Source organism: Kitasatospora sp. NPDC001660, assembly GCF_053596725.1.
This window is the reverse complement of sequence record NZ_JBSFGU010000041.1, coordinates 26,386-47,887: the sequence shown is the minus strand read 5'-3', so window position 1 is coordinate 47,887 and position 21,502 is coordinate 26,386. Positions and strand designations below refer to the sequence as shown.

General features: G+C 74.3%; 18 protein-coding genes. 5 read left to right on the top strand and 13 right to left on the bottom strand.

Annotation, left to right across the window (positions count from 1 at the left end; genetic code table 11):
- Nucleotides 1-44: 44 nt before the first annotated feature.
- The 8 genes from ACWCXH_RS31125 to ACWCXH_RS31090 form a co-directional block, all read right to left on the bottom strand.
- Complete coding sequence (locus ACWCXH_RS31125; RefSeq protein ID WP_449804829.1) at nt 45-1,112, bottom strand: CU044_5270 family protein; 1,068 nt, start codon at nt 1,110-1,112, stop codon at nt 45-47.
- The gene (locus ACWCXH_RS31120; protein WP_449804828.1) at nt 1,109-1,738 is read right to left on the bottom strand and encodes an RNA polymerase sigma factor; all 630 of its coding nucleotides are present in this window, start codon (nt 1,736-1,738) and stop codon (nt 1,109-1,111) included. The genes ACWCXH_RS31125 and ACWCXH_RS31120 overlap by 4 nt, the downstream gene beginning before the upstream one ends.
- 274 nt (nt 1,739-2,012) lie before the next feature.
- Entirely contained in the window at nt 2,013-3,566 is a 1,554-nt protein-coding gene (locus tag ACWCXH_RS31115) for an AMP-binding protein (protein ID WP_449804827.1), read from the bottom strand.
- Between the two features lie 39 nt (nt 3,567-3,605).
- The gene (locus tag ACWCXH_RS31110) at nt 3,606-4,829 is read right to left on the bottom strand and encodes an acyl-CoA dehydrogenase family protein (protein WP_449804826.1); all 1,224 of its coding nucleotides are present in this window, start codon (nt 4,827-4,829) and stop codon (nt 3,606-3,608) included.
- Between the two features lie 48 nt (nt 4,830-4,877).
- On the bottom strand, nt 4,878-5,702 hold the full coding sequence (locus ACWCXH_RS31105) for a 2,3,4,5-tetrahydropyridine-2,6-dicarboxylate N-succinyltransferase (RefSeq protein WP_449804825.1): 825 nt from the start codon (nt 5,700-5,702) through the stop codon (nt 4,878-4,880).
- A 330-nt stretch (nt 5,703-6,032) separates the two neighbouring features.
- Nucleotides 6,033-6,542 carry a hypothetical protein gene (locus tag ACWCXH_RS31100; RefSeq protein WP_449804824.1) on the bottom strand — a complete coding sequence of 170 codons (510 nt, stop codon included), beginning with the start codon at nt 6,540-6,542 and terminating at the stop codon, nt 6,033-6,035.
- 153 nt (nt 6,543-6,695) lie between these two features.
- A complete protein-coding gene (locus tag ACWCXH_RS31095; RefSeq protein WP_449804823.1) occupies nt 6,696-7,718 on the bottom strand; it encodes a hypothetical protein in 1,023 nt (340 codons plus the stop codon).
- Between the two features lie 53 nt (nt 7,719-7,771).
- Nucleotides 7,772-9,649 (bottom strand): serine/threonine-protein kinase, encoded by a 1,878-nt coding sequence (locus tag ACWCXH_RS31090; protein WP_449804822.1) that lies wholly within the window; start codon nt 9,647-9,649, stop codon nt 7,772-7,774.
- Between the two features lie 473 nt (nt 9,650-10,122).
- On the opposite strand from ACWCXH_RS31090, the gene ACWCXH_RS31085 reads away from it, so the two are divergent.
- Entirely contained in the window at nt 10,123-10,668 is a 546-nt protein-coding gene (locus ACWCXH_RS31085; RefSeq protein ID WP_449804821.1) for a pyridoxamine 5'-phosphate oxidase family protein, read from the top strand.
- A 185-nt stretch (nt 10,669-10,853) separates the two neighbouring features.
- Here ACWCXH_RS31085 and infA read toward each other — a convergent pair whose 3' ends face one another.
- The 4 genes from infA to ACWCXH_RS31065 form a co-directional block, all read right to left on the bottom strand.
- Nucleotides 10,854-11,075, bottom strand: coding sequence for a translation initiation factor IF-1 (infA, locus tag ACWCXH_RS31080; RefSeq protein ID WP_449804820.1), 222 nt, complete (start codon nt 11,073-11,075; stop codon nt 10,854-10,856).
- Nucleotides 11,076-11,130: 55 nt separating this feature from the next.
- Complete coding sequence (locus ACWCXH_RS31075) at nt 11,131-11,937, bottom strand: GNAT family N-acetyltransferase (RefSeq protein WP_449804819.1); 807 nt, start codon at nt 11,935-11,937, stop codon at nt 11,131-11,133.
- A 456-nt stretch (nt 11,938-12,393) separates the two neighbouring features.
- A complete protein-coding gene (locus ACWCXH_RS31070) occupies nt 12,394-13,197 on the bottom strand; it encodes a hypothetical protein (protein WP_449804818.1) in 804 nt (267 codons plus the stop codon).
- Nucleotides 13,198-13,241: 44 nt separating this feature from the next.
- On the bottom strand, nt 13,242-15,521 hold the full coding sequence (locus tag ACWCXH_RS31065; RefSeq protein ID WP_449804817.1) for an MMPL family transporter: 2,280 nt from the start codon (nt 15,519-15,521) through the stop codon (nt 13,242-13,244).
- Between the two features lie 62 nt (nt 15,522-15,583).
- Between ACWCXH_RS31065 and ACWCXH_RS31060 the strand changes: the two genes are divergently transcribed.
- Complete coding sequence (locus ACWCXH_RS31060; RefSeq protein ID WP_449804816.1) at nt 15,584-16,240, top strand: TetR/AcrR family transcriptional regulator; 657 nt, start codon at nt 15,584-15,586, stop codon at nt 16,238-16,240.
- Between the two features lie 164 nt (nt 16,241-16,404).
- Nucleotides 16,405-18,627 carry an ArnT family glycosyltransferase gene (locus ACWCXH_RS31055; RefSeq protein WP_449804815.1) on the top strand — a complete coding sequence of 741 codons (2,223 nt, stop codon included), beginning with the start codon at nt 16,405-16,407 and terminating at the stop codon, nt 18,625-18,627.
- Nucleotides 18,628-18,721: 94 nt separating this feature from the next.
- On the opposite strand, the gene ACWCXH_RS31050 is transcribed toward ACWCXH_RS31055, so the two are convergent.
- Nucleotides 18,722-19,144 (bottom strand): hypothetical protein, encoded by a 423-nt coding sequence (locus tag ACWCXH_RS31050; RefSeq protein WP_449804814.1) that lies wholly within the window; start codon nt 19,142-19,144, stop codon nt 18,722-18,724.
- 216 nt (nt 19,145-19,360) lie between these two features.
- On the opposite strand from ACWCXH_RS31050, the gene ACWCXH_RS31045 reads away from it, so the two are divergent.
- Both ACWCXH_RS31045 and ACWCXH_RS31040 read left to right on the top strand, forming a co-directional pair.
- Nucleotides 19,361-20,464 (top strand): NADH:flavin oxidoreductase/NADH oxidase, encoded by a 1,104-nt coding sequence (locus ACWCXH_RS31045; protein ID WP_449804813.1) that lies wholly within the window; start codon nt 19,361-19,363, stop codon nt 20,462-20,464.
- A 163-nt stretch (nt 20,465-20,627) separates the two neighbouring features.
- Entirely contained in the window at nt 20,628-21,485 is an 858-nt protein-coding gene (locus ACWCXH_RS31040) for a PIG-L family deacetylase (protein WP_449804812.1), read from the top strand.
- The last annotated feature ends 17 nt before the right edge of the window (nt 21,486-21,502 follow it).

The following is a 21,502-nucleotide window of genomic DNA, read 5'->3' as shown; positions in this document are numbered from 1 at the left end:
GGACGCCCTCCCCTCGTGGGGCGTCCGCCCGGGCGGTGGAACGGTCAGTTCGCCGGTTCGGCCTCGGTGTGGTCGACGACGGCCGAGCCGAGGACGGCGGTGGCGTAGTCGTAGCCCTTGCCGTTGCCGGCGCCCGGGGACGGGTTGCCCGCGGGCGGGAGGCCGTCGGGGCCGGCGGGCGGGAGGTCGGAGAGCAGCACCTCGCGCAGGCCGAGGAAGGCGCCGGTGTCCTGGTCGAAGATCAGGGACACGCGCAGGGTGCCGTTGGTGCCGACCACCGCGACTCCGTGCCGTCCTTGGGCGTCCGCCTCGTCGGTGACCACCGACGTGCCGGGGATCCTCGCGGCCGCCTCCATGAGCGCTCCGGCGACGGCCGGCGGCGCCGAGATGTTCTGGAAGATCATCTGGACGTCCCCGAAGGCGAACTGGTTGCGCAGCTTCGGCGTCACCGGCATCCCCACCACCTCCTTGGAGCGGTCGGCGGACAGCAGTTGCTGCAGGAGCTGCTGTGGATCGGTGGGCAGGGAGGCGACGAACTCGTAGGTCAAAGCGTCGAATCCGGCCGTCCGCGGGGCGCCGGGACGGTCCGCCAGCGTGGCGGGCCACGTGGTGCGTCCGTTGCCCATCGTCGCGTCGAGGATCAGGCCGTCGGACCTGCCGTCGACCGCGAACCACGACTTCCGTTCGTGCTTGGACTGGCGGGCCCCGTCCTCGATCTCCCGCCGGTAGACGAACTGGGTCTTCGCGGCCTCGGGGTCCGGGCGGCTCGCGGCGGCCTTCGCGGCCCGGGCGAGCAGGCCCGCGGGGTCGGTCGGCTGGGGCACGGGGGTGGCCGGGGCCGTCGCGGTGGGGGCCGTCGTGGCCGAGGCCGTCGTGGTGGGGGCGGAGGAGGTCGACGGGGCGGGGGCGGCCGGAGCGGAAGCGCCGGGGTGGCGGCCCGGGACGGCCAGGGTGACGGCCGCCAGCGCGCCGACCGCCAGCGGGGAGGCGACCAGCCACACCAGCCTCCGCCGCGGCTGCGGCGCCTTCGCCTCTGCGGCGATCTCGCTCATCAGGTGCTCCTTCAGGAACCGTTGGCGGCCGGCGGAGAGCATCTCGGGTGTGTTGTTCAACGGATCTCCTCCTGCAACGACCGGGCGGCATCGACGCCGCCACCCCGTACCTGTCCGGTGGCGGGAACCGGTTCCCGGCGTTCCGTCAGTTCGTGTTCGGCGAGCGAGCGCAACCGGGCCCGCGCCCGGGACAGGCGGGAACGCACGGTGCCGACCGGCACGCCGAGCGCCTCGGCCGCCGACGCGTAGTCGAGCCCCACCCAGACGCAGAGCCGGAACACCTCGCGCTCGGTACGGCGCAGGCCGGGCAACGCGCGGCGCACCGCTGCCAGTTGGGCGCCGTCGTCGATCCGGGAGACCAGTTCGTCGGCGAAGTCCGGCAGGGCCTCCCGCTCGGCCAGGCGCGCCATCGCCGCCCGGTGGCGCCGGGCCGCCCGCGCGGTGTTGCGCAGCACGTTGGTGGCGATCCCGAACACCCAGGGGCGCGGGTCGTCGTCGCCCTCGTGGAGTTTGCCGCGCAGCCGCCAAGCCTCCAGGAAGGTCAGCGACACCACGTCCTCGGCCGCCGACCAGTCCCCCAGAGTGCGCAGCGCGTAGCCGTACACCGCCTGGGCGTGCGCGTCGAAGAGTTCGCCGAGCGCACTCTGGTCCCCGGCGCGCAGTCGCGCCCGTTGTGACAGTTCCATGCCCTTCCCTGTCCGCTGGTCGCCCGGAGTTCCGCGTGAGCCGTGTCACGTCCGGTGGCGTGCCTGCCCGTGCGGCAGGTTTGACGGGTAATGCAACGGCAATCGTCTGCTCGTTGCAACGGGTCGGTCAACGCTCTGCCGGGGACGGGAGCGGTTGTCCGGGAACCTCCGCCAACACCGTTGTCCCGGGCGCAGGCATCCCCGGTCTCACCTACGCGACGGACCTGAACGGACGGATCCCGCCCCCCACGGTGGGGGCGGGATCCGGTTCGCGCTACTGGGCGGCCGTCTGCTGGCGCAGGAGCTTCTTGTCGGGCTTTCCGGCGTCGGTGAGCGGCAGTTCGGGCAGGAAGGAGACGTGGGCCGGCTCGTGCAGCGGGCCGCGTCGGGTGCGCACCAGGGTGCGTAGTTCCTGCGGGTCGGGGCGGGCGCCGGGGACGGGGACGACGACGGCGTGGACGCGTTCGATCCGGTTGGCGTCGGGGGCGCCGAAGACCGCGCTCTGGTGCACCTGGGGGTGGGAGTTGAGGATGTCCTCCACTTCGGAGGTGTAGACGTGGCCGGCGCCGGTGTTGATCAGGTCCTTCAGCCGGTCGACGATGTAGAGGTAGCCCTCGTCGTCGAGGTGGCCGATGTCGCCGCTGTGCAGCCAGCCGTCCTTGAGGGTGGTGGAGGTCAGTTCGGGCTGCTTCCAGTAGCCCTGCATCAGGCTGTCCGAGGCGATGCACACCTCGCCGTGCCGGCCGGCGGGCAGGTCGCGGCCCTGTTCGTCGCGGATCGCGACCCGGTAGCCGGGGGCGATCCGGCCGACCGAGTGCAGCAGGTGCGGGCGGGCCGGGTCGTGGTCGCCGGTGTCGAGGACGCTGACGATGCCCGCCTCGTGCTGCCCGTAGAGCTGGACGAGGACGGGGCCGAAGCGGCGCAGCGCGTCGGTGAGGCGGGCCGGTGAGGCCTGGCAGCCGCCGTAGGTGAGGCGGCGCAGGCTGGTGGTGTCGGTGTGTGCGGACTGCGGGTGGTCGAGCAGCTGGTAGAGCAGCGGTGGCATCAGGAACACGTCGGTGATGCGTTCCTGCTCGATGGCCGTCAGGACGGCGGCCGGCTCGAACTCGTCGAGGAGCACCGCGCTGCCGCCGGCCCGCAGTACCTTGTCGGTCATCTGGCCGGCGGCGTGGGCGATGGTGGTGCACACGAGCAGGCGCGGCGGGCCCGCCGGGTCGTCGGCGGGCAGGTCGGGGCCGAAGCGGCGGACCTGTCCGTAGCTGATGCGGATGCCCTTGGAGTGGCCGGTGGTGCCGCCGGAGTGGCGGATGGTGCGGACGTCGTCCGGCCGGGCGCGGCTGGGGAACGGGCCGGCGCTCTCGGCGGCGGCGAGGGCCAGCAGGTCGGTGGCCGGCCGGTCGGTACCGGTCGTGCCCCTGCCGAGGACGAGGACCGCCTCGACGGGGGCCTGCGCGGTGATCTCGGCGGCGCGGTCGGCGTGTTCGGGGTCGACGATCAGCGTGTGCGTCTCGACGTCCCGGACCATGGCGGCCTGTGTGTCGGCCGGCAGTCTGGTGTAGAGCTGGTTGGTCCGGCAGCCGACCAGGTTGGCGGCGTAGCGTGCGGCGATCGCCTCGGGCCGGTTGCCGGTCAGCAGCGTGATTGTGTGGTGGCGGTCGACGCCCCGGGCGCGCAGGGCCCGCGCGAGGCGGTGGGTGAGGTCGCGCAGGTCGCCGGCGGTGGTGGTGCGTCCCTGGTGGACGAGTGCCGGGCGGTCGGGTTCGGCGGCCAGCTCGTCGAGGATGTCGACGACTTCGGTCCGGAAGGGCGGGGTGGGTGGCGTTGGCATGTGCGGTTCCTTGCGCCGTCGTTCAGTGGTGCCCTCGGTTCAGTGGTGGGCGAGGAGGCGCGCGTCCTCGGTCTGCCGGCCGTCGGGCTGCCGGTCTTCGGTCAGCAGGGAGTGGGCCAGGACGCTGTAGAGCGTGTCGTTGGGCCCGTCGGCGATGCGCAGCCCGCGGATGTCGCGCAGGCGCTTCTCCATCGGGGTGTGCTTGGTGTAGCCCTCGCTGCCGTGCAGTTGGAGGGCGAGGTCGACGGCGCGGTAGGCGGTGTCGGTGGCCAGGGCCTTGGCGGCGGAGCAGGCGGCGACGTCGGTCTCGCCCCGGTCGATGTGCTCCAGCAGTGCGAAGCACCAGGCGGTGGCGGCCTCGACCTCGGCGGCGGCGGTGCCCAGGCGGGCGGCGACGGACGGGATCGCGGCGAGCGGCATCCGGGCGACGGTGCGGGCGCGGGTGCGGGCTGCGGACTCCTGGATCGCCGCGGCGGCGGCGCCGAGGCAGACCAGGGACATCATCAGGCGCCAGGCGGAGAAGTGCCCGTCGAAGATCCTGCGGCCGTCGCCGGGTGCGCCGAGCAGGAGGTCCTTGTCCAGGCGGACGTCGACGAAGTGCAGGTGGCCGAAGCTCCAGCCGCGCATGCCCATCGGGTCGGTGGTCTCGGTGAGGACGCCGGCGGCGTCCGTGGGCACCCACACCGCGGACAGCGGCACGCCGCGCAGGTCGGTGCGGCCGGCGTCCGCGCGGTCGACGAGCTTGCAGAAGACGACGAAGCCGTAGGCCTCCTCGACCCGGCTGATCAGGCCCTTGGAGCCGGTGAGCGTGAAGTGGTCGCCGTGGTCGACCAGGACGGTGCGAAAGCCCCGCAGGTCCGAGCCCGAGTGCGGCTCGCTGGCCGCGATGCCCACCAATTTGCCTGCGCCGACGACCTGTTCGCGGGTGTCGCGGACGAGCGCGGGCGAGCCGTGGCGCAGCGGCATCGCGGCGTGTCCGGTGCTGAAGATCTCGCGGGCGTCGCAGTCGCGCTGCCCGGCGAGGAACATGGCCATCCCCTGGGCCACGCGCCCGGTGGTGCCCGGCTCGTCGGAGGATTCGATGTCGATGCCGGTGAGTCCGGCGGCCGCGGCCCGGGCGCGCAGGGCGAGCCAGTCGGGGCGGGGGTCGCCCTCGCGGACGGGTTCGGGCAGGTGGGTGTCCAGGAAGGCCGTCAGCCTGGCTTCGAGTTCGGAGAGTTCGGGGTGACGGACCAGGAGCGGGCTGATGCCGGTGGCGGGCATGGGTGGGTTTTCCTTGAGGGGTCGTCAGGGGTTTTCGGTCAGGGTCCGTCAGAGGGTGAGCGTGGCAGGCGGCTGGGTGCGCACCGCGTCGTTGAGCTTGGCCTTGTCGTGGCGCTCGCCCTTCCTGAGGTGCTTGATCACCAGCAGGCAGGGCAGTCCGAAGGTGCCGCCTGCGAACTCGCGCGGGCGGCTGGCGGGGACGGCGACCGTCCACGGCGGCACCTCGCCGCGGGCGAGTTCCTCACCGGTGGCGGCGTCGATCACCGGGATCGTGTCGGTGAGCAGGGCTCCGGCGCCCAGCAGCGCGCCCTCGCCGACCCGGGCGCCGCTGTAGATCATCGAGCGGGCGCCGATGAAGGCGTCGTCCTCGATCACCACCGGCTTGGCCATGGGGGGTTCGATCATGCCGCCCAGCCCGACGCCCCCGGACAGGTGGACGTTGCGGCCGATCTGGGCGCAGGAGCCGATGCCGACCCAGGAGTCCACCAGGGTGCCCTCGCCGACGTAGGAGCCGATGCCGATGTGACTGGGCATCACCACGGCGCCGGGCTCCTGGTAGCTGCCGCGCCGGATCACCGCGCCGGGCGACACCTGGACCCCGTCGATCGCGCTCTTCAGCGGGATCTTGTCGGCGCACCGGAACGGGCCGAACTGCGAGGGCTGCGGCGAGGCCTGCTTGTAGAGCAGCAGGATCGCGTTCTTCAGCCACTCGTGCACCACGACTTCGCCGTCCACCAGTTCGGCCACCCGCGCACGGCCGGTGTCCAGCAGGCCGATAGCGGCGTCGACGGCGGCCACCGCCTCGGCGGACTGCAGCGGGACCTCGTCGCGCCGCTCCCAGAGGTCCTCGAGCTCGCTCCGCAAGCTCGTCACGTCGGTGCCGTGATTCCCCATTGCCATTCCCCGCTTTTCAGGTTCTCCAGGTTTTCCAGGCCGCTGGAAGGCCCGCACGCGATGCCCCCAGGTGCGGTCTCCGGCCACGGCGCGCGACGCCGGTCAGTCCCCCCGGGCGTCCGCGCGACAACGGCACGCCGAGTTACCTCCCAGTAACGGCGCGCCGAAGGCAGCCTGGCATACCTGCGATTCGTAGATCAAATCGATAGCGCAGCATTGATGTTAAGGTTGAAAAGTAAATTTTTGCCCTGATCAAAGGGGTACTTGGGGGCGCGCCGGGACGGTTTCCGGCCGGGGCGGCGCAGCCCGTCAGGACACGTCCCGGGTGGTGCTCCCGGCCGGCCGGTCCTCCGGCGCCGTCCCCGCCGTCCAGGCGGGCCAGCCGCGGTCGCCCGGAGCCGGGTCCGTCCGCCACCGGGCGCGGACGACACCGTCGGCGTCGGGCAGCACGGCCGTGAACAGCGGGGTGCGCTCGTCGACGTACACCGACAGGGCCGCGGCGGCCCGGGCGCCGGCGATCCGGGCGGCCACGACCGCGAACTGCTCCTCGTCGGGCGGGAAGAGCCCCGCGAGACCGTGGCCCTCGACCGCCGGTTCCAGGCCGAAGTGCGTGAAGCCGGGCGCGACCTGGGGCTCGCGGACGGCCAGGTCCCGCACGCCGGCGTCCTCGGCGAAGGCGGCGACCGCGTCGAGGTAGGCGGCCTCGACCGGCCCGTGGTCGCCGACCGAGTCCAGCACCCCGGTGTAGACGCCCCGCTCGTTCCGGTCGGCGGGGTCGTACTTGGTGATCCGGTAGACGCGCCGGCGGGGAGAACTCACCGGGTCATCCTCCCGGGACCGGTCGAAGGAGCGGGGGTCGGGGGCGCGAACCTCATCGACGCCCTCCTCCCCGACTCGCACCACGGGTTCGGCTCCCGGCACCTGCTGGACTTCGTCGCCTTCGTCTGCGCGCTGCCGGCCGGCCAGGACCGTCTATGGGCAGTGGTAGGGGAAGGAGACGGCCGCGGTGCGGGGGGCGGGCGAGAGGATCTCCAGGGTGGCGGTGGCCTGGAGCGAGCCGTGGCCGTCGAAGGTCCAGCGCAGCACCAGGTCGGTGTGGTGCGTGCCGGAGCGGACGTCCTGGACGATCTCGTCCGAGGTCGTGCCGTCGCTGCGCAGCCAGCGGTAACGGATGGTGCCGGAGCCGCCGTTGGTCTCCACCGCGGCCGTGACCACGGCGGTGCCCCCGCAGCCGGGGCCGGCCAGGTCGGTGGTCACACCGACGGCGGTGACCGCCAGGGCGGGCGTGTGGAAGCGCCAGAACAGGAACGCCAGGACCGCGAGGAGCACGGCCACCGGCACCAGCCACCGCCGTGTCCGGCGGGGCTGCGGCCGGCCCGCGGCCGCCTCGCCGTGCCACGCGGCGGCGGCCTGCGGCGGGACGCCGGGGCCGAAGCGCCGCAACTCACCCGTGGCGAACGGGCGTTCGTCCGACGGGAGGTCGGTGGACGGGAGGTCGGCGCGGGTGGTGCCGGGGTCCACGGAAGCATCCGCGCCCGCGTCGGGTGACGGGGGCACCTCCGGGATCGTGGCGCTCTCCCCCGGGCGCGGCGCCCCGCCCCAGACCCGGGGGTCGAGGAACGTCGCACTCTCGGCCTCGGGGTCCGGCGCACCGAGGGGCACCGGAGCGGCGCCGCGGTCCAGCCGGACGGTCCGGTCCGCGTCCGGGACGGAGGCGGAGTCGAGGCGCACCGTGGCCTCGGGATCCGGCGCACCGAGGGGCACCGGAGCGGCGCCGCGGTCCAGCCGAACGGTCCGGTCCGCGTCCGGGACGGAGGCGGAGTCAAGGCGCACCGTGGCCTCGGGATCCGGCGCACCGAGGTCCGAGCGGGACAGCCGGACCGTCCGCGCCTCCCCCGGCACGCCGGGCGCCTCGCCGTCGCCCGTACCCGCACCGGGCCGGGCGGGCTGGGCTGCGCCCGGGGTGGGGGCGGAGTCGGGGCGGGGCGTGGGCATGGCTTCTCCAGGGCGGGGGTGGGACGGGTCGTTCGCGGCGGGCAGCGGGTCGGTCAGCGGGGCGGGTTGCAGAGGAAGGCGTTCATCTCGGCGGACGTCTTGCCCGGCTGGGCCGCCGCCGGGGTGGTGGCGACGCGTACGCCCCAGGTCGGGAAGGTGTCGGCGGTGCCGAAGTCGTGGGTGCGGGTGATGGTGGCGCGGCCGTTCTGGACCGTCACCGTGTCGGTCGCGACGGTGACCGCGCGCCCGCCGGAGCTGTGGTACCAGCTCAGCGTCAGGGTCCCGGTCGCGGCGCCCTGGGCGACCACCGTGACCGTGGCGGTCAGGCTCCAACGGCCGCCGCAGGCCAGCGAGTCCAGGTTCACCGAGCTGACCGTGAGGGTGGCGGGGGCGACGGTCGGGCTGGGCGCGGAGGGGGCGGTGGTGGCGGAGGTCGGGCTGGGCGTGGCGGGGGCGGGCGGCGCCGCTGCCGGTCCGGCGGGGCCGGGCGGCGCCGGTTGCGGGCCGGTGGCGGGGGCGGTGGGGGCGGGCGGTGTCCCGGGCGCCGTGGGCGTCTTGCCGGTCGGCGTGGCGGTGGGAGCGCCGCTCGGGGTCGTTGACGGGGTGGCCGTCGGAGTCGTCGAAGCCGTCGGAGCCGTCGGGGCGGACGGAGTGCCGCCGGTGTTCGCGAGCGGGGACGGGCCGCCCGCCGGGTCGTGCGCGGCGAGGCTGGTGGTCGCCTCGGGCGAGGCGCCGCCGAGCACCGTCCGGGCGTCGCCGTCGGCGGCCCCCGCCACCGCCACGGTGGTCAGGGTGGCCAGCGCGATGACGCCGGCCGCGACGCCGGTCAGCACCTTGCCACGGGTCCCGAGACGGCCGGTCAGGGGCTGTCGCGCGGCGGCCGGGACGGCGTCGGCGCCGATGCCGGCGTCCGCGTCGGCGAAGGCGTCCGCGTCGGACGGGCCGAGGGTGGTGTGGGCCAGCGAGGTGCCGCCGTCGGCCCCGCCCCGGGCGCCGGGCAGCAGCAGCGCGAGCAGGGCGACCAGGGCGGTCAGGTCGCGGCGGCCCTTCTCCTCCCACTGCGGCCCGTAGCCGGCCGCCGCGACCGCCTCCAGTTCCTCGACGAGGGCGGCCGCGCTGTCGGGCCGGGCCTGCGGCTCCTTGGCCAGGCCCGACAGGATCAGCGGCCGGAGCGGGGCGGGGGCCAGTTCGGCCGGGATCGGTGCCTCGGTGTGCTGGACGGCGAGTTCGGCGACGGTGGTGCCGGCGTAGGGGCGGGCGCCGGTCAGGCATTCGAAGAAGGTGACGGTCGCGGCGTAGACGTCGCCCGCAGGGGACGCGGGCCCGCCCGCCCACTGCTCGGGCGGCATGTAGGCGGGGGTGCCGGAGACGTCGCGGTCGGCGCCGCTGGGCACGGCGATGCCGAAGTCGACCAGCTTCGAGGTGCCGGCCGTGTCGACCAGCACGTTGGCGGGCTTGTAGTCGCGGTGCACCATGCCGGCCTCGTGGGCGGCGGCCAGGCCCAGCAGCGAGCCCTTCAGCACCACCAGGGCGGCCTCCGCGCTGGTGGCGCCCTCCGCGCGCAGCAGGTCGCGCAGCGCGATCCCGTCCACCAGCTCCATCACGATGGCCGAGCCCCGCTCCCCCTCCACGTACTCGTAGAGCCGGGTGACGTGCGGGGAGTCGATCCTGGCGAGGACCTGCGCCTCCGCGCGCAGCGCGGTCGAGGCGGCGGGGGCGCGAAGGTGTTTGATCGCCACCGGGGTGCCGGTGGCCCGGTGGCGGGCGAGCACGACCCGGCCGCTCGCCCCGGCGCCGAGTTCCCGCTCGTAGTGGTACTCCGGGAGCTCCCAGGGACGTTCGTCCTCGGGTGTCGGGGCGCCGCCGGCGGCGTCCCCGCCGGGTCTGTCGTCCTCGGTCCGTCTGTCGCCCTCGGTCCGTCTGTCGTCCATCGCCTTGCGCTCTTCCCGTCACTGCCTGCTCGACTTCGCGGCGCCGCACCTTACGGCACGCCGGCTACCGGCGGGGACGCGGCCCGTGAACGGCGGGTTCCGGGCCTTGCGGTCCGTGAGGTCACGATTCGGGTGATTCGCACAGCGTCCCAACCATTCGGCGGTGCGGACGGGCCAGGGCGACACGACTCCGGGCGCTTCACCGGGCCGTGCGAGGTCGCGGTTCCGCCCGGGTGGGGCACGACGTTCCACGGGGGGCTCCGGAGGCGTTCACCGGCGCGGTCCTGGGGCCGCCCAACCGATTCGCATTAATAGTATTAGGTGAGAATTGCTGCATATGAGGGGGCATTGTCGGACAGTAGCCGAGGTCACTCCATCGGGTGGTTTTTGTCATGGCGCGACGGACAGTGATGCATCGTTCGCGAACTCGAACGGCCGCACCGAGTCCGTCGTAGGCAAAGGAGCCGTGACGCATGTCCATTTCCATGTCCAGCCATGACCGCGAGCTGTTCCTCGCCGAACGGCGCGTCGGCGTCCTGGGCGTGGCCGACCACCGGGGCGGTGAGCGCGCGCCGCTGCTCGTCCCGGTCTGGTACGGCTACGAGCCCGGGGGTGACATCCTCGTCCAGACCGGACGGGAGACCGTCAAGGGCCAACTGCTGCTCGCCACCGGGCGGTTCAGCCTCTGCGTCCAGGACGAGCGCCGGCCCTACCGCTACGTGAGCGTCGAGGGCGAGGTCGCCGCGGTCGAGGACCCGGTGCCGCCGGCCGTCCGCGGCGCGCTGGCCCACCGCTACCTGGACCCGCAGGAGGCCCGCGCCTACCTCGCGGCCACCGCCGGCCGGCTCACGGACGACCTTCTCCTGCGGCTGCGCCCGCAGCGCTGGCGCACCGCCGACTTCGCGGCCTTCGCCGCTGGTTTCGCCGAGCCCACAGCCGGGGCCGGCGCGCAGTCGGACGACGCGCAGTCGGACGACGCGCAGTCGGACGACGTCAACCGACCGAGAGGCCTCAGATGACCGACGGCGTAGGGGCGGGCGCTGGCGGGCCGGGGACGGGGACGACGTCCGCGCCGCCTTCGCCGACCCCCGGCTGGTGCGGCCCCTGCTCTCCTCATCACGAGCGCCCGGGGCCGGTTCCCGGTGGCCGGGCCACCAGCCGGAGCTGGTGGCCCGGGAACCGATCGCTCGGCCGTGCCGGTCGCTTACCGGTAGCGGTAGCGGATGCGGCCGCGGGAGAGGTCGTAGGGGCTGAGCTCCACGAGGACCCGGTCCTCGGGGAGGATCTTGATGTAGTTCTTGCGGATCTTCCCGCTGATGTGGGCGAGCACGACGTGCCCGTTCTGGAGCTGCACTTTGAAGGTCGCGTTGCGCAGGCACTCGGTGACGGTGCCTTCGACTTCGATGGCTCCTGCTGCTTTGGTCACGATTTCTCGTTTCTGGTCGGTCGAATGATGGATTGCGCTGTGGTGTGGCGGGGTGTCAGCGGCGGAGGAGTTCCAGGGTGCCGCCCGCGCGCCGGGCGCCGATGCCCTCGAACAGGGCGGTGGCGGCCGTGTTGGACTCGTCCACCTCGGCCCAGGCCGAGGCCGTCCCGGCGTGGTGCAGCGCGCCCAGTGCGTGGGCCAGCAGCGCCCGGGCGATGCCCCGGCGGTGTGCCTCGGCCCGCACGGCGATCAGCCCGATCCGCGGCCGGCGGGTCACCGGTGCCAGCCGGAGCAGGCCGACGTACCGGTCGCCCTGCCTGGCCACCGCGTACTTCGACGGGTCGACCACGGTGGTCCCCACCGGGCGGGGCAGCACCTCGGCCGGCATCGTCCGCCAGCCGGCGGTGGCCTCGACCTCGTCGCGGATGACGCGGTCCAGGGCGCGCAGCGGGCCTTCCTGCGCCTGGCCGGCGGGCACGATCGTCACGCCCTGCGGGGGCCGTACCGGGCCGAGCCCGGTGGCCTGCGGGTCGGTGGGCACGATGTAGCCCCGCTCGCGGCGGGCGGTGGTGAAGCCGAGCCGCTCCCAGGCGGCCGCCGATTCGCGGTCGGTCTCGTCGACGACGGTGTGCAGCGGTGCCGGCAGGTCCGCCAGCATCGTGGCGGCGATGCGGTCGCGGACCGTGTCGTGCCAGGCGTCGACGCTGATGAAGAGCCTTCCGTCGGGCCTGCGCGAGGCGTCGCCGCAGCCGATGACGCGGTCGTCCTCGACGACCTGCCACTGCGTGTCGGAGACGCGCGTGACGGCGGGCGTGTGCTCGCGCGGGTCCGGGGCGGAATGCATGGAATGCGTGGAGTTCATAGGAGTTGCCTCTCGGGAGTGCCTTGCCTCAGGCGCTCCCGGGCGACACCTACGTCAATCGCCCACCGTGACGACAAGGGGGAGCACCCACACGGATACAGCCTTCATGGGTCTCACCTCCTCGCGTTCTCTCACGGCTGCGCAGACAGTAGCAGCAAGTGGCAGGCCGCCCCAACCGATTTATTGCGGGCGGCTGCCCGTACATCTTCGTCGACGCCGTGCGGGAGGCTGCCGCGACGACGGCGGGAGACGGAACGGGGCGGGGGCGGGGGCGGGGGCGGGTTTCGCGGGCGAGGTCCGGCGGCTGGTGCGGCAGGAGGAACTGCTCGGCGAGATCCTGATCGACGGGACCGACCTCCGGGGGCCGGGTCGAGCACGGCTGTGCGTTGCTGGAAACGGGACGGCGCCCCGGGACCGGTCGGGCGGTCCCGGGGCGCAGCGTCGGCTGTCGGGGCGTCAGCGGCGGCGGCCGGCGTAGGCGGCCGTGCCGCCGACGGCGAGCAGTGCGGCGGCGCCGACCGCGGCGGCGGTCAGGAGGCCGTCGTCGGCGCCGGTGGCGGCCAGCGTCGGGGCGGCCGTGGCGGTGGCGGTGGCCCTGGGGGAGGACGGGCGCGAGGACGAGGGCGTGGGCGGCGCGGCCGGCCCGGACGGGGACGTCACCGGGGCGGGGACGGCCGTCTCGCCGGTCGGCGCCGTCGTCGGGTGCGGCGTCGGCGTGGCGGTGGGCGTCGGGCTGCCGGTCGGTGTGGGGGCGCACGCGGTGCCGCCGTTCCAGGAGGCGATCATCAGGCCGGAGAACGGCTCGTCCGGGTAGTGCGGCAGCGGGTGGTCGCTGTCGCTGCCGTCGTACTTCTCGCCGACCGCGTAGAGGGCCAATTCGCCGTAGCACTGGGGCAGTTGGCCGGTGACGTCGAGGGTGTCGCGGTAGTGCTCGCGGGTGAGCGTGGTGGTCGCCCAGCCGAGGAAGGTCTGCCGGCCCGAGGTGGCCCAGGTGGGGCCCTGCGTCGCGTAGGAGCCCAGCGAGAGGTGGTAGTCGCAGCCCGCGGCCGGTTCGCCGGCCAGGCGGACCTGGACGGTGGCGGACTCGGCGGGCATCGTGGCGCCGGCCGTCCAGTGGGCGCCGCCGTCGACGGAGTACTGGACCGGCGCCCGCCCGCAGTCGGGGTCGGCGTGGGCGGCGGGCGTCGCGATGACGGCGGCTCCGGCGGTGAGGCCGAGGGCGGTGAGGGCGGGCAGGCTGCGGCGGATGTGACGGTGCATCGGGAGGTGCTTTCGGTGGAGGAGTCGGGAAGGAGGGAGCAGGTTCAGCGGGCCCCGGCCGTGAGCTCGGGGGCGGCGCCGTCCACGGGGGCGGGGTGGTCCGTGTGGCCGTCGCCCTCGATGTCGACGTGCGGCAGCAGGCGGTCGAGCCAGCGGGGCAGCCACCAGTTGCCGTCGCCGAGCAGGACCATGGTGGCGGGCACCAGCAGGCCGCGGACGACGGTCGCGTCCAGGGCGACGGCGGTGGCCAGGCCGACGCCGAACATCTTGACGACCGGGTCGTCGGAGAGCAGGTAGCTGAGGAAGACCGCGACCATGATCAGGGCCGCCGAGCTGATGATCCGTCCGGTGGCGGCGAGGCCGGTCACCACGGCGCGGCGGTTGTCGCGTTCCCGCAGATAGCCCTCGCGCACGGCGCTGAGCAGGAAGACCTCGTAGTCCATCGACAGGCCGAAGAGCACGGCGAACATCAGCAGGGGCACGTAGCCGGGGATCGGGACGGCACCCTCCAGGCCGATCAGCCGGGCGCCCCAGCCGTGCTGGAAGACCGCGGCGAGCACCCCGTAGGCGGCGGCGACCGACACCAGGTTCATCACGGCGGCCTTGACCGCGACGACCGGCGAGCGGAAGGCGAGGAGCAGGAGCAGGCCGGCGACGGTCAGGACGAAGCCGACGACCAGCGGCATCCGCCGCGCGATCCGCGCGTTGAGGTCGGCCTGGGCCGCCGGGGCGCCGCCGACGTGCAGCACCTGGCCGCTGCCGGCGGCAGCGGGAAGGACGTCCGAGCGCAGGCGGTGGACGAGCGCGGTGGTGGCGGGGTCGGAGGGGGCGGTGGTCGGGGTGACCTGCCAGCGGGCGGTACGGCCGTCGGCGGCGAGCGCGGGCGGGCCGACGGCGGCGACGCCCTGGGCCCCGCGCAGCGCGGCGGTCACGGCCGCGAGGCGCGGGTCGGTGCTCCCCGTGCCCGTCTGCGCCGGCGCGGGCAGGACGTCGACGACCTGGAGCACGCCGTTGGAGCCCGGGCCGAAGGCCTCGGCCATCCGGTCGTACGCGGTGCGGCTCATGCTCCCGCGGGCCTTGCTGCCGGCGTCCAGCTGGCCGAGGTGGAGGTGGGCCGCCGGGGCGGCGAGGACACCGAGCAGGGCCAGGCCGGCCAGCAGCAGGGGCCACGGCCTGGCCGCGACCAGGGCGGCGATCCGGCCCCAGCCGCGCGGGCGCCCGTCCGGGGCGGGAGCGGCCGGCCCGGGTGTCAGCCGCTTGCCGAGCAGCACGAGGACCGCGGGCAGGAGGGTGAGATTCACGCCCAGTGCCGTCACCACGGCGATCGCGGGTGCGAGGGCCAGGGCGTACAGCAGCGGCAGTCCGCCGAGGGCCAGGCCCGCCAGTGCCGCGACGACGGCGCTGCCGGCGAAAGCGACGGACTTGCCGGACCCCGCGGTGGTGCGCACGGCCGCGTCCTCGATCCCGATCCCGGCGGCACGCAGGTCCCGGAAGCGGGTGAGCCCGAAGAGGGTGTAGTCGATGCCGACGCCCAGGCCGATCATGGCGGCGATGGTCTCGCCGGCCTCGGGGACGTCCATCAGGTGGCCGGCCAGGCCGAGGACGGGCAGGGCGATGCCGAGGCCGACCACCCCGGCGAGCAGCGGCAGGCCGGCGGCGACGAGGCTGCCGAAGGTGAGGGTGAGGATCACCAGGGCGGTACCGAGGCCGATGGCCTCGCTGCGGCCGGTGCTCCCCCGGTCGACCGCCGCTGCCAGGTAGCCGCCCGGGGTCACCTCGATGCCGGCGGCGGTGGCCGGTCCCGCCGCGGCGAGCACGGCGTCGGTCGTCTCGGGTGTCACCTCCCGTCCGGAGACGTCGAGTTCGACCGAGAGGTAGGCGGTGTGGCCGTCGGCGCTCATCGCCGCAGCGCCGGCCGGGTCGTAGGGCGTGGTGACGGCGACGACGTGCGGCACCGCGGCGATGGCAGCGGCGGCGCCGCGGACCGCCGCGGCGGCCCCGGGGGCGGTGAGCGGAGCGGCGCTCGCCGGGGTGTGCAGCAGGACCGGCTGCCTGCCGGTGGCCGGACCGGGGAACGCGCCGGCGGCGGTGTCCAGCGCGGCCTGGCTGTCGCTGCCGGGGATGGAGACGTCCTCGCTGGTGACCCGTCCGAGCATCCCGACGGCGGTGAGCGCGGCGGCCAGCAGCAGGAGCCAGGCCGCGACGACGCGCTTGGGTCTGCGGGCGCACCAGCGCCCCACCGTGGTGAACATCTGCGGCGAACTGCCCTTTCGTACCCGGCGGGTAGGCGGCACGCCGGCCCCCGCCAAACTGATTGCACTCATCGTGCAATGCGTACACTTGCACTCGCGGTGCAAGAATGTCAACGAGAGGACGGGGAGCCCACGTGAAGCGAAAGGAAGCCGCCGCGCCCGCCGCCGACGGACGCACGGAACGGGGACGGCAGACCCGCGAGAAGATCGCCGACGCGATGCTGTCGCTGATCGACGAGAACCAGGCGCACTTCCCCGCCGACAAGGTGGCCGAACGGGCGGGTGTCTCCCGCCGGCTGGTGTTCCACCACTTCTCGGACATGGCCGAACTGGCCGAGGTGGCCGTCAACCGGCGCCTGGAGCAGCTCGCGGCCCAGATCAGACCGCTTCCCACCGAGGGGCCGCAGGAGCTGCGGGTCACGGCCGTCACCGAGCAGCGCGCCCGCGTCCTGGAGGGCGTCACCCCGGCCAGACTCGCCGTCATGCGGCTGGAGAACCCGTCCCCGCGGATCCAGGAGGCCATCCAGCACATGCTGGACTTCGCCCGCCTGCGGCTCACCCAGGTCTTCGCCCCGGAGCTCGACCGGCTCCCCGGGCCCGCCCGGACCGACCTGCTCAACGCCCTGGACGCGGTGACCACGTGGAGCGCCTGGTACCACTGGCGCAGCTCCGGCCTGAGCCCCGAGGAGGCGCGGCACACCATGGCCGCGGCCGTCCGCACCCTCCTGGTCGGCGCCGGGCGGGCGGGCGGCACACGGACGGACGGACGGGCGGGCGGTCAACCCGGCTGAGGCGCCGCGCGGTCGTTCCGGCCGCCCCGCCCCGGCCAGGAGGTGCACCGATCTTTCACAGGTCGGGGGCGGGGTGGGCCGATCGGTGTGCCGTAGGTATAAAAATGACCAAACCGGGGCGCTTTCCAAGGGATCTCTCATGGACGCACCCGAAGGTGCCGACCATGGCTATGAATGTCCTCACCGCCCCCAGGGAGGCTCCGCTTCCCCCGTCGCGTGGCCGCAGAGCCCCGTGGAAGTCCCCCGACGACCAGCCCGGCTACGCGCGGCCCGCTCTGCTGGGGATCGCGGCCGTCGCCGCCGTGCTGTACGCGTGGAACATCGACCGGAGCCAGTTCCACAGCTTCTACGCCGACGCGGTGCGCAGCATGACGGAGAGCTGGAAGGCGTTCGTGTTCGGGTCGTTCGACCCGGCGGGCACGATCACGCTGGACAAGCTGCCCGGGTTCCTGTGGCCGCAGGCGCTGTCGGCGCGGGTCTTCGGGTTCCACCCGTGGGCGCTGACCCTGCCGCAGGTGGTCGAGGGCGTGCTGTCCGTCCTGGTGCTGTACCGGGTCGTGCGCCGGTGGGCCGGGGCCAACGCGGGGCTGCTGGCGGCCGCGGCCTTCACGCTGACGCCGGTGGCCGCGGGGCTGTTCCGCACCGCGGTCGAGGACGCCGCCTTCACGCTGCTGCTCCTGCTCGCGGCGGACGCGGCGCAGCGGGCCGCCCACACGGCGCGGCTGCGTCCGCTGCTGCTCGCCGGGGTGTGGGTGGGGCTGGCGTTCCAGACCAAGATGCTGGAGGCGTGGGCGGTGCTGCCCGCGCTCGCGGCGGTGTACCTGCTCGCGGCGCCGACCGCGCTGCGGCGGCGGATCGGGCACGTGGCCCTGGCCGGGCTGGTGACCGTCGTCGTCTCAGCGTCCTGGATACTGGCCGTCACGGTGACCCCGGCGCAGGACCGTCCGTACGTGGACGGTACGACGGACAACTCGGCGTTCAGCATGGTGGTCGGCTACAACTTCCTGAACCGGTTCTCCTCGCTGGGGATGAGTGCGGCGCAGACGGGCAGCGTGCAGGCGGTGCGCGGCGGTGGGGGCGGCGGGGGCGGGGGCCACGTCGCCGGGAACGGGTCCGGGGCCGGGGGCCGTACGGGCGGCGCGCGGGGCGGGCAGGGTGCTCAGGTCCAGGGTCCGCAGAACGCTCAGGCGCAGGGCTCGCCGCAGGGCGGATGGGGCGGCGGCCAGGGCGGCGGTGCGGACGACGGCGGCTGGACGAAGATGTTCGGCTCGCAGTTCGCCCCGCAGACCGGCTGGCTCTACCCGCTCGCCGCCGTCGCCCTGGTGTGCGGGCTGGCCTGGCGGCGGCGCGAGCCGCGCACCGACGTACTGCGTGCCGGCTACGTCCTGTGGGGCACCTGGCTCGGTGTGTTCTTCCTGGTCTTCAGCGCGGGCAGTGTCGGCGGCCACAGCTACTACATGGGCGTGATCGCCGCTCCGCTGGCGGCGCTGAGCGGCGCGGGGACCGTGCTGCTGTGGCAGGGCTTCCACCGCGGCGGCGCGCGGGCGTGGGCGTTTCCCGCCGCGATCGCCGGGACCGTCGCCTGGTCGGCTTTCCTGGCCCGGGAGTTCCCCGCCTTCCTGCCGTGGCTGGCGCCGACCGTGATCGGCCTGGGTGTCGCGGCGCTGGCGCTGCTCGCGGTGGTCGGGTTCAGCCGCTTCACCGGGCGGCGGGTCGCGCTGGCGGGGCTGCTGGCGGGCGTCGCGGCGATGCTGGTCGCGCCGGGCGCCTGGGCGTCCTCGGTGCTGAGCCCGGCGTACGGCAACTCGGGCATGGGCACCGTCGGCCCCTCCGGGGGCGGCCACGGTGGTGGCGGGCGGCACGCGTCGAAGGGGCCCGCCGCCGCCACGGCCGCGCTGCGCGCGCAGTACGGCGGGGGCGGCGGCGGGTTCGGCGGTTCCTCGGAGCACCTGACGGCGCAGGAGCAGGCCCTGTTCGACTACCTGCAGGCCCACCGGGGCGGCGCCCGCTACCTGTTCGCCGCCTCCGGCTGGAGCGCCGCCTCGCCGTTCATCCTGGCGACGGGCGAGGAGGTCCTGCCGATGGGCGGCTTCAGCGGCTCGGCCCCGTCGCCGACCCTGGCGGAGTTCCAACAGCTGGTCGGGAAGGGCGAGTTGAGGTACGTGCTGCTCAGCGGCGGCGGTCGGCGCGGTGGCGGTGGCGGTGGCGAGCCTGCGGGTACGACGACGGCCGCGGAGATCCAGTCCTGGGTGCGGAGTGCCTGCGCCGAGGTGCCGGCCGGCGAGTACGGCGGCACCCCGGCCGCGGCGGCGTCGTCCGCCGGTGCGCGGGCGGCCGATGAGGCCGGCGGCGCCCAACGGCTCTACCTCTGCACGCACGCGGGCTGAGGACCGCCCCTCCCCTGGGGGTGCGAGGCGGGTGCCGGCCGACGGCACCCGCCTCGCGCTGTTCAGCCGGCACCCGGGGGCGACCGGCCGGTGGTCACGGGGTGTGGGCCGCCCTCCTCGGCTTCTTCTTCCCCGGACTCCCCACCGACAGTCTTTCCCCGTCCACCAGCAGGCCAAAGAACGCCGCCGCGAACACGGACAGCGCCGGCGCGGCCGCAGGCGACTTCGAGACCCCGGTCAACACCGCGCCGGCGACGGCGCCCGCGAAGGTCAGAACCAGCAGGGCGTACCAGTACCACCTCTGCCAACGCCCCTGCGGGTTCGCCAGGGCGCCGATGATCAGGCTGACGATCCCCGACAGCCCGAACTGGTCCAGGTCGGGAGGGTTGTCTCTCGTGAGTTCGAAGGCCAGGAACAGGATGAGCAGCGTGAGCGCACCCATGGCGATTCCCGCGACCACGCCCTCCGGGAGGTTCAGCTCGTTCGCGGCCCTGGTGCGGCTGGGATCGTCGTTCACCCGTGGACTGTAGGCGCCGCCCGGGGGCGGCCACCGGGTGGCGTCGCGCCGTGTTGACGGTTGCCGCCCGGGCGGAGCAGCCGTCCTCCGCCGTCCCCTTCACGCCGCCACCGGACTTCCCCGCACCCGGGAAAGCCCGCCCTTGCGAATGACCTGCGTGTGCAACTATTGTTTCGGCAGATAGTGCATTTGCAATCAATGCGCGGGGAGTCCGACATGAGCACCACCCTCTTCACCCCCTACACGCTGCGGGAACTGAGCGTCCCCAACCGCGTCTGGATGCCGCCGATGTGCCAGTACAGCGCCGCGCCGGACGGCGAGGCGGCCGGGGTGCCGACGGACTGGCACTTCACCCACCTCGCGGCGCGTGCCGCCGGCGGCACGGGACTGATCATCGTGGAGGCCACCGCCGTCGCCCCCGAGGGGCGCATCAGCCCCTACGACCTCGGGCTGTGGAACAACACCCAGGTCGAGGCCTTCCGGCGGATCACCGGGTTCCTGAAGGAACAGGGCAGCGTCGCCGCCGTCCAGCTCGGCCACGCCGGGCGCAAGGCGTCCACCGAGCGCCCCTGGATCGACCGCGGGCGCGCGCTCGCCCCGCACGAGACGCACGGCTGGACGCCGGTCGGCCCCAGCGCCGTCGCCTTCTCCCCCGACCACACCACGCCGGACGAGCTCACGCGGGAGCAGATCGGCGAGATCGTGCGGCAGTTCGCCGACGCCGCCCGGCGCGCGCTGGCCGCCGGCTTCCAGGCCGTCGAGCTCCACGGCGCCCACGGTTACCTCATCCACCAGTTCCTCTCCCCCGCGAGCAACCACCGCACCGACGAGTACGGCGGCTCGTTCGAGGGCCGGACCCGCTTCGCCCTGGAGGTCGTCGACGCCGTGCGCGCCGTGTGGCCCGAGGAACTGCCGCTGCTGTTCCGCGTCTCCGCCACCGACTGGCTCACCGAGAACCCCGAGGACGACCGCGAGGGCTGGACCCTCCAGGACACCGTGCGCCTCGCCAAGGAGCTCCAGGCCCGCGGCGTGGACCTGATGGACGTCTCCACCGGCGGCCTCGTCCCCGACGCGAAGATCGAGGCCGCGCCCGACTTCCAGGTGCCCTTCGCCGAGGCGATCCGCAACGCCACCGGCATGCCGGTGGCGGCCGTCGGCCTGATCACCGACCCCGCCCAGGCCCAGGACATCCTCACCGCCGGCCGGGCCGACGCCGTCCTGATCGGCCGCGAGCTGCTGCGCAACCCGTCCTGGGCGCGCCACGCCGCCACCGCCCTCGGCGGGCAGGTGCACGCCCCCGTCCAGTACCACCGGGCCTGACGGCGACCGCCCGCCCGTTCACGCGCGAACGGGCGGGCCGGGCCCGACGCCCTGCCGACGGCTCGACGGGCCCCGGGAAGACCGGACGACACGTCATGTGACCGCCGGCAGGGCCCTGCCGCACACTGGGACCCGTTCACTCGACCGACGGAGGACCGACCCCATGGCTGACCGGCCGCTGACACTGATGGCAGTGCACGCCCACCCGGACGACGAGGCGACCGGAACGGGCGGCATCCTCGCCCGCTACGCCGCCGAGGGCATCCGCACCGTACTCGTCACCTGCACCGACGGCGCCTGCGGCGACGGCCCCGGCGGCGTCAAGCCGGGCGAGGCGGGGCACGACCCGGTCGCCGTCGCCGCGCTGCGCCGCGAGGAGCTCAAGGCCAGCTGTCAGATCCTCGGAGTGAGCCACCTCGAAACACTCGACTACGGCGACTCCGGAATGATGGGCTGGGCGGCCAACGACGCCCCCGGCTCGTTCTGGAGCACCCCCGTCGCCGAAGGCGCCGCCCGCCTCGCCGACCTGATGCTGCACTACCGGCCCGACGTGGTCGTCACCTACGACGAGAACGGCTTCTACGGCCACCCCGACCACATCCAGGCCAACCGCATCACCATGGCCGCGCTCGAACGCAGCGGGCTGACGCCCAAGGTGTACTGGACCACCGTGCCGCACTCGACGATGCGGCGCTTCTTCGAGGCCATGCACGAGTTCGCCGACGAGCAGGAGCGACCGCAGCCGGTCGAGACCGAGGCCGAGGCCGCGACCGCGGCCGGGGAGATACCGGAGATCGGTCTGCCCGACGAGGCCGTCACCACCTGGGTGGACACCACCGGGTTCGGCGGCCGGAAGTTCGACGCGCTGCTCGCGCACGCGAGCCAGAGCGAGAACATCTTCTTCCTGCGCATGGGCGAGGAGCGCTTCACCGACCTGATGGGCCTGGAGACCTTCGTCCGCGTCCGGGACACCACCGACGCGCCGCTGCCCGAGGACGACCTGTTCGCCGGCCTGCGCTGACGCCGGGTGATGCCGAC

Excerpts from the sequence above, each read along its gene's own strand:
- ACWCXH_RS31120 (WP_449804828.1), bottom strand. The coding sequence starts at position 1,738 with ATGGAACTGTCACAACGGGCGCGACTGCGCGCCGGGGACCAGAGTGCG.
- ACWCXH_RS31070 (WP_449804818.1), bottom strand. The coding sequence starts at position 13,197 with ATGCACCGTCACATCCGCCGCAGCCTGCCCGCCCTCACCGCCCTCGGC.
- ACWCXH_RS31085 (WP_449804821.1), top strand. The coding sequence starts at position 10,123 with ATGTCCATTTCCATGTCCAGCCATGACCGCGAGCTGTTCCTCGCCGAA.
- ACWCXH_RS31045 (WP_449804813.1), top strand. The coding sequence starts at position 19,361 with ATGAGCACCACCCTCTTCACCCCCTACACGCTGCGGGAACTGAGCGTC.
- ACWCXH_RS31055 (WP_449804815.1), top strand. The coding sequence starts at position 16,405 with ATGGCTATGAATGTCCTCACCGCCCCCAGGGAGGCTCCGCTTCCCCCG.
- ACWCXH_RS31065 (WP_449804817.1), bottom strand. The coding sequence starts at position 15,521 with ATGAGTGCAATCAGTTTGGCGGGGGCCGGCGTGCCGCCTACCCGCCGG.
- ACWCXH_RS31110 (WP_449804826.1), bottom strand. The coding sequence starts at position 4,829 with ATGCCCGCCACCGGCATCAGCCCGCTCCTGGTCCGTCACCCCGAACTC.
- ACWCXH_RS31075 (WP_449804819.1), bottom strand. The coding sequence starts at position 11,937 with ATGAACTCCACGCATTCCATGCATTCCGCCCCGGACCCGCGCGAGCAC.
- ACWCXH_RS31040 (WP_449804812.1), top strand. The coding sequence starts at position 20,628 with ATGGCTGACCGGCCGCTGACACTGATGGCAGTGCACGCCCACCCGGAC.
- ACWCXH_RS31115 (WP_449804827.1), bottom strand. The coding sequence starts at position 3,566 with ATGCCAACGCCACCCACCCCGCCCTTCCGGACCGAAGTCGTCGACATC.
- ACWCXH_RS31090 (WP_449804822.1), bottom strand. The coding sequence starts at position 9,649 with ATGGACGACAGACGGACCGAGGGCGACAGACGGACCGAGGACGACAGA.
- ACWCXH_RS31095 (WP_449804823.1), bottom strand. The coding sequence starts at position 7,718 with ATGCCCACGCCCCGCCCCGACTCCGCCCCCACCCCGGGCGCAGCCCAG.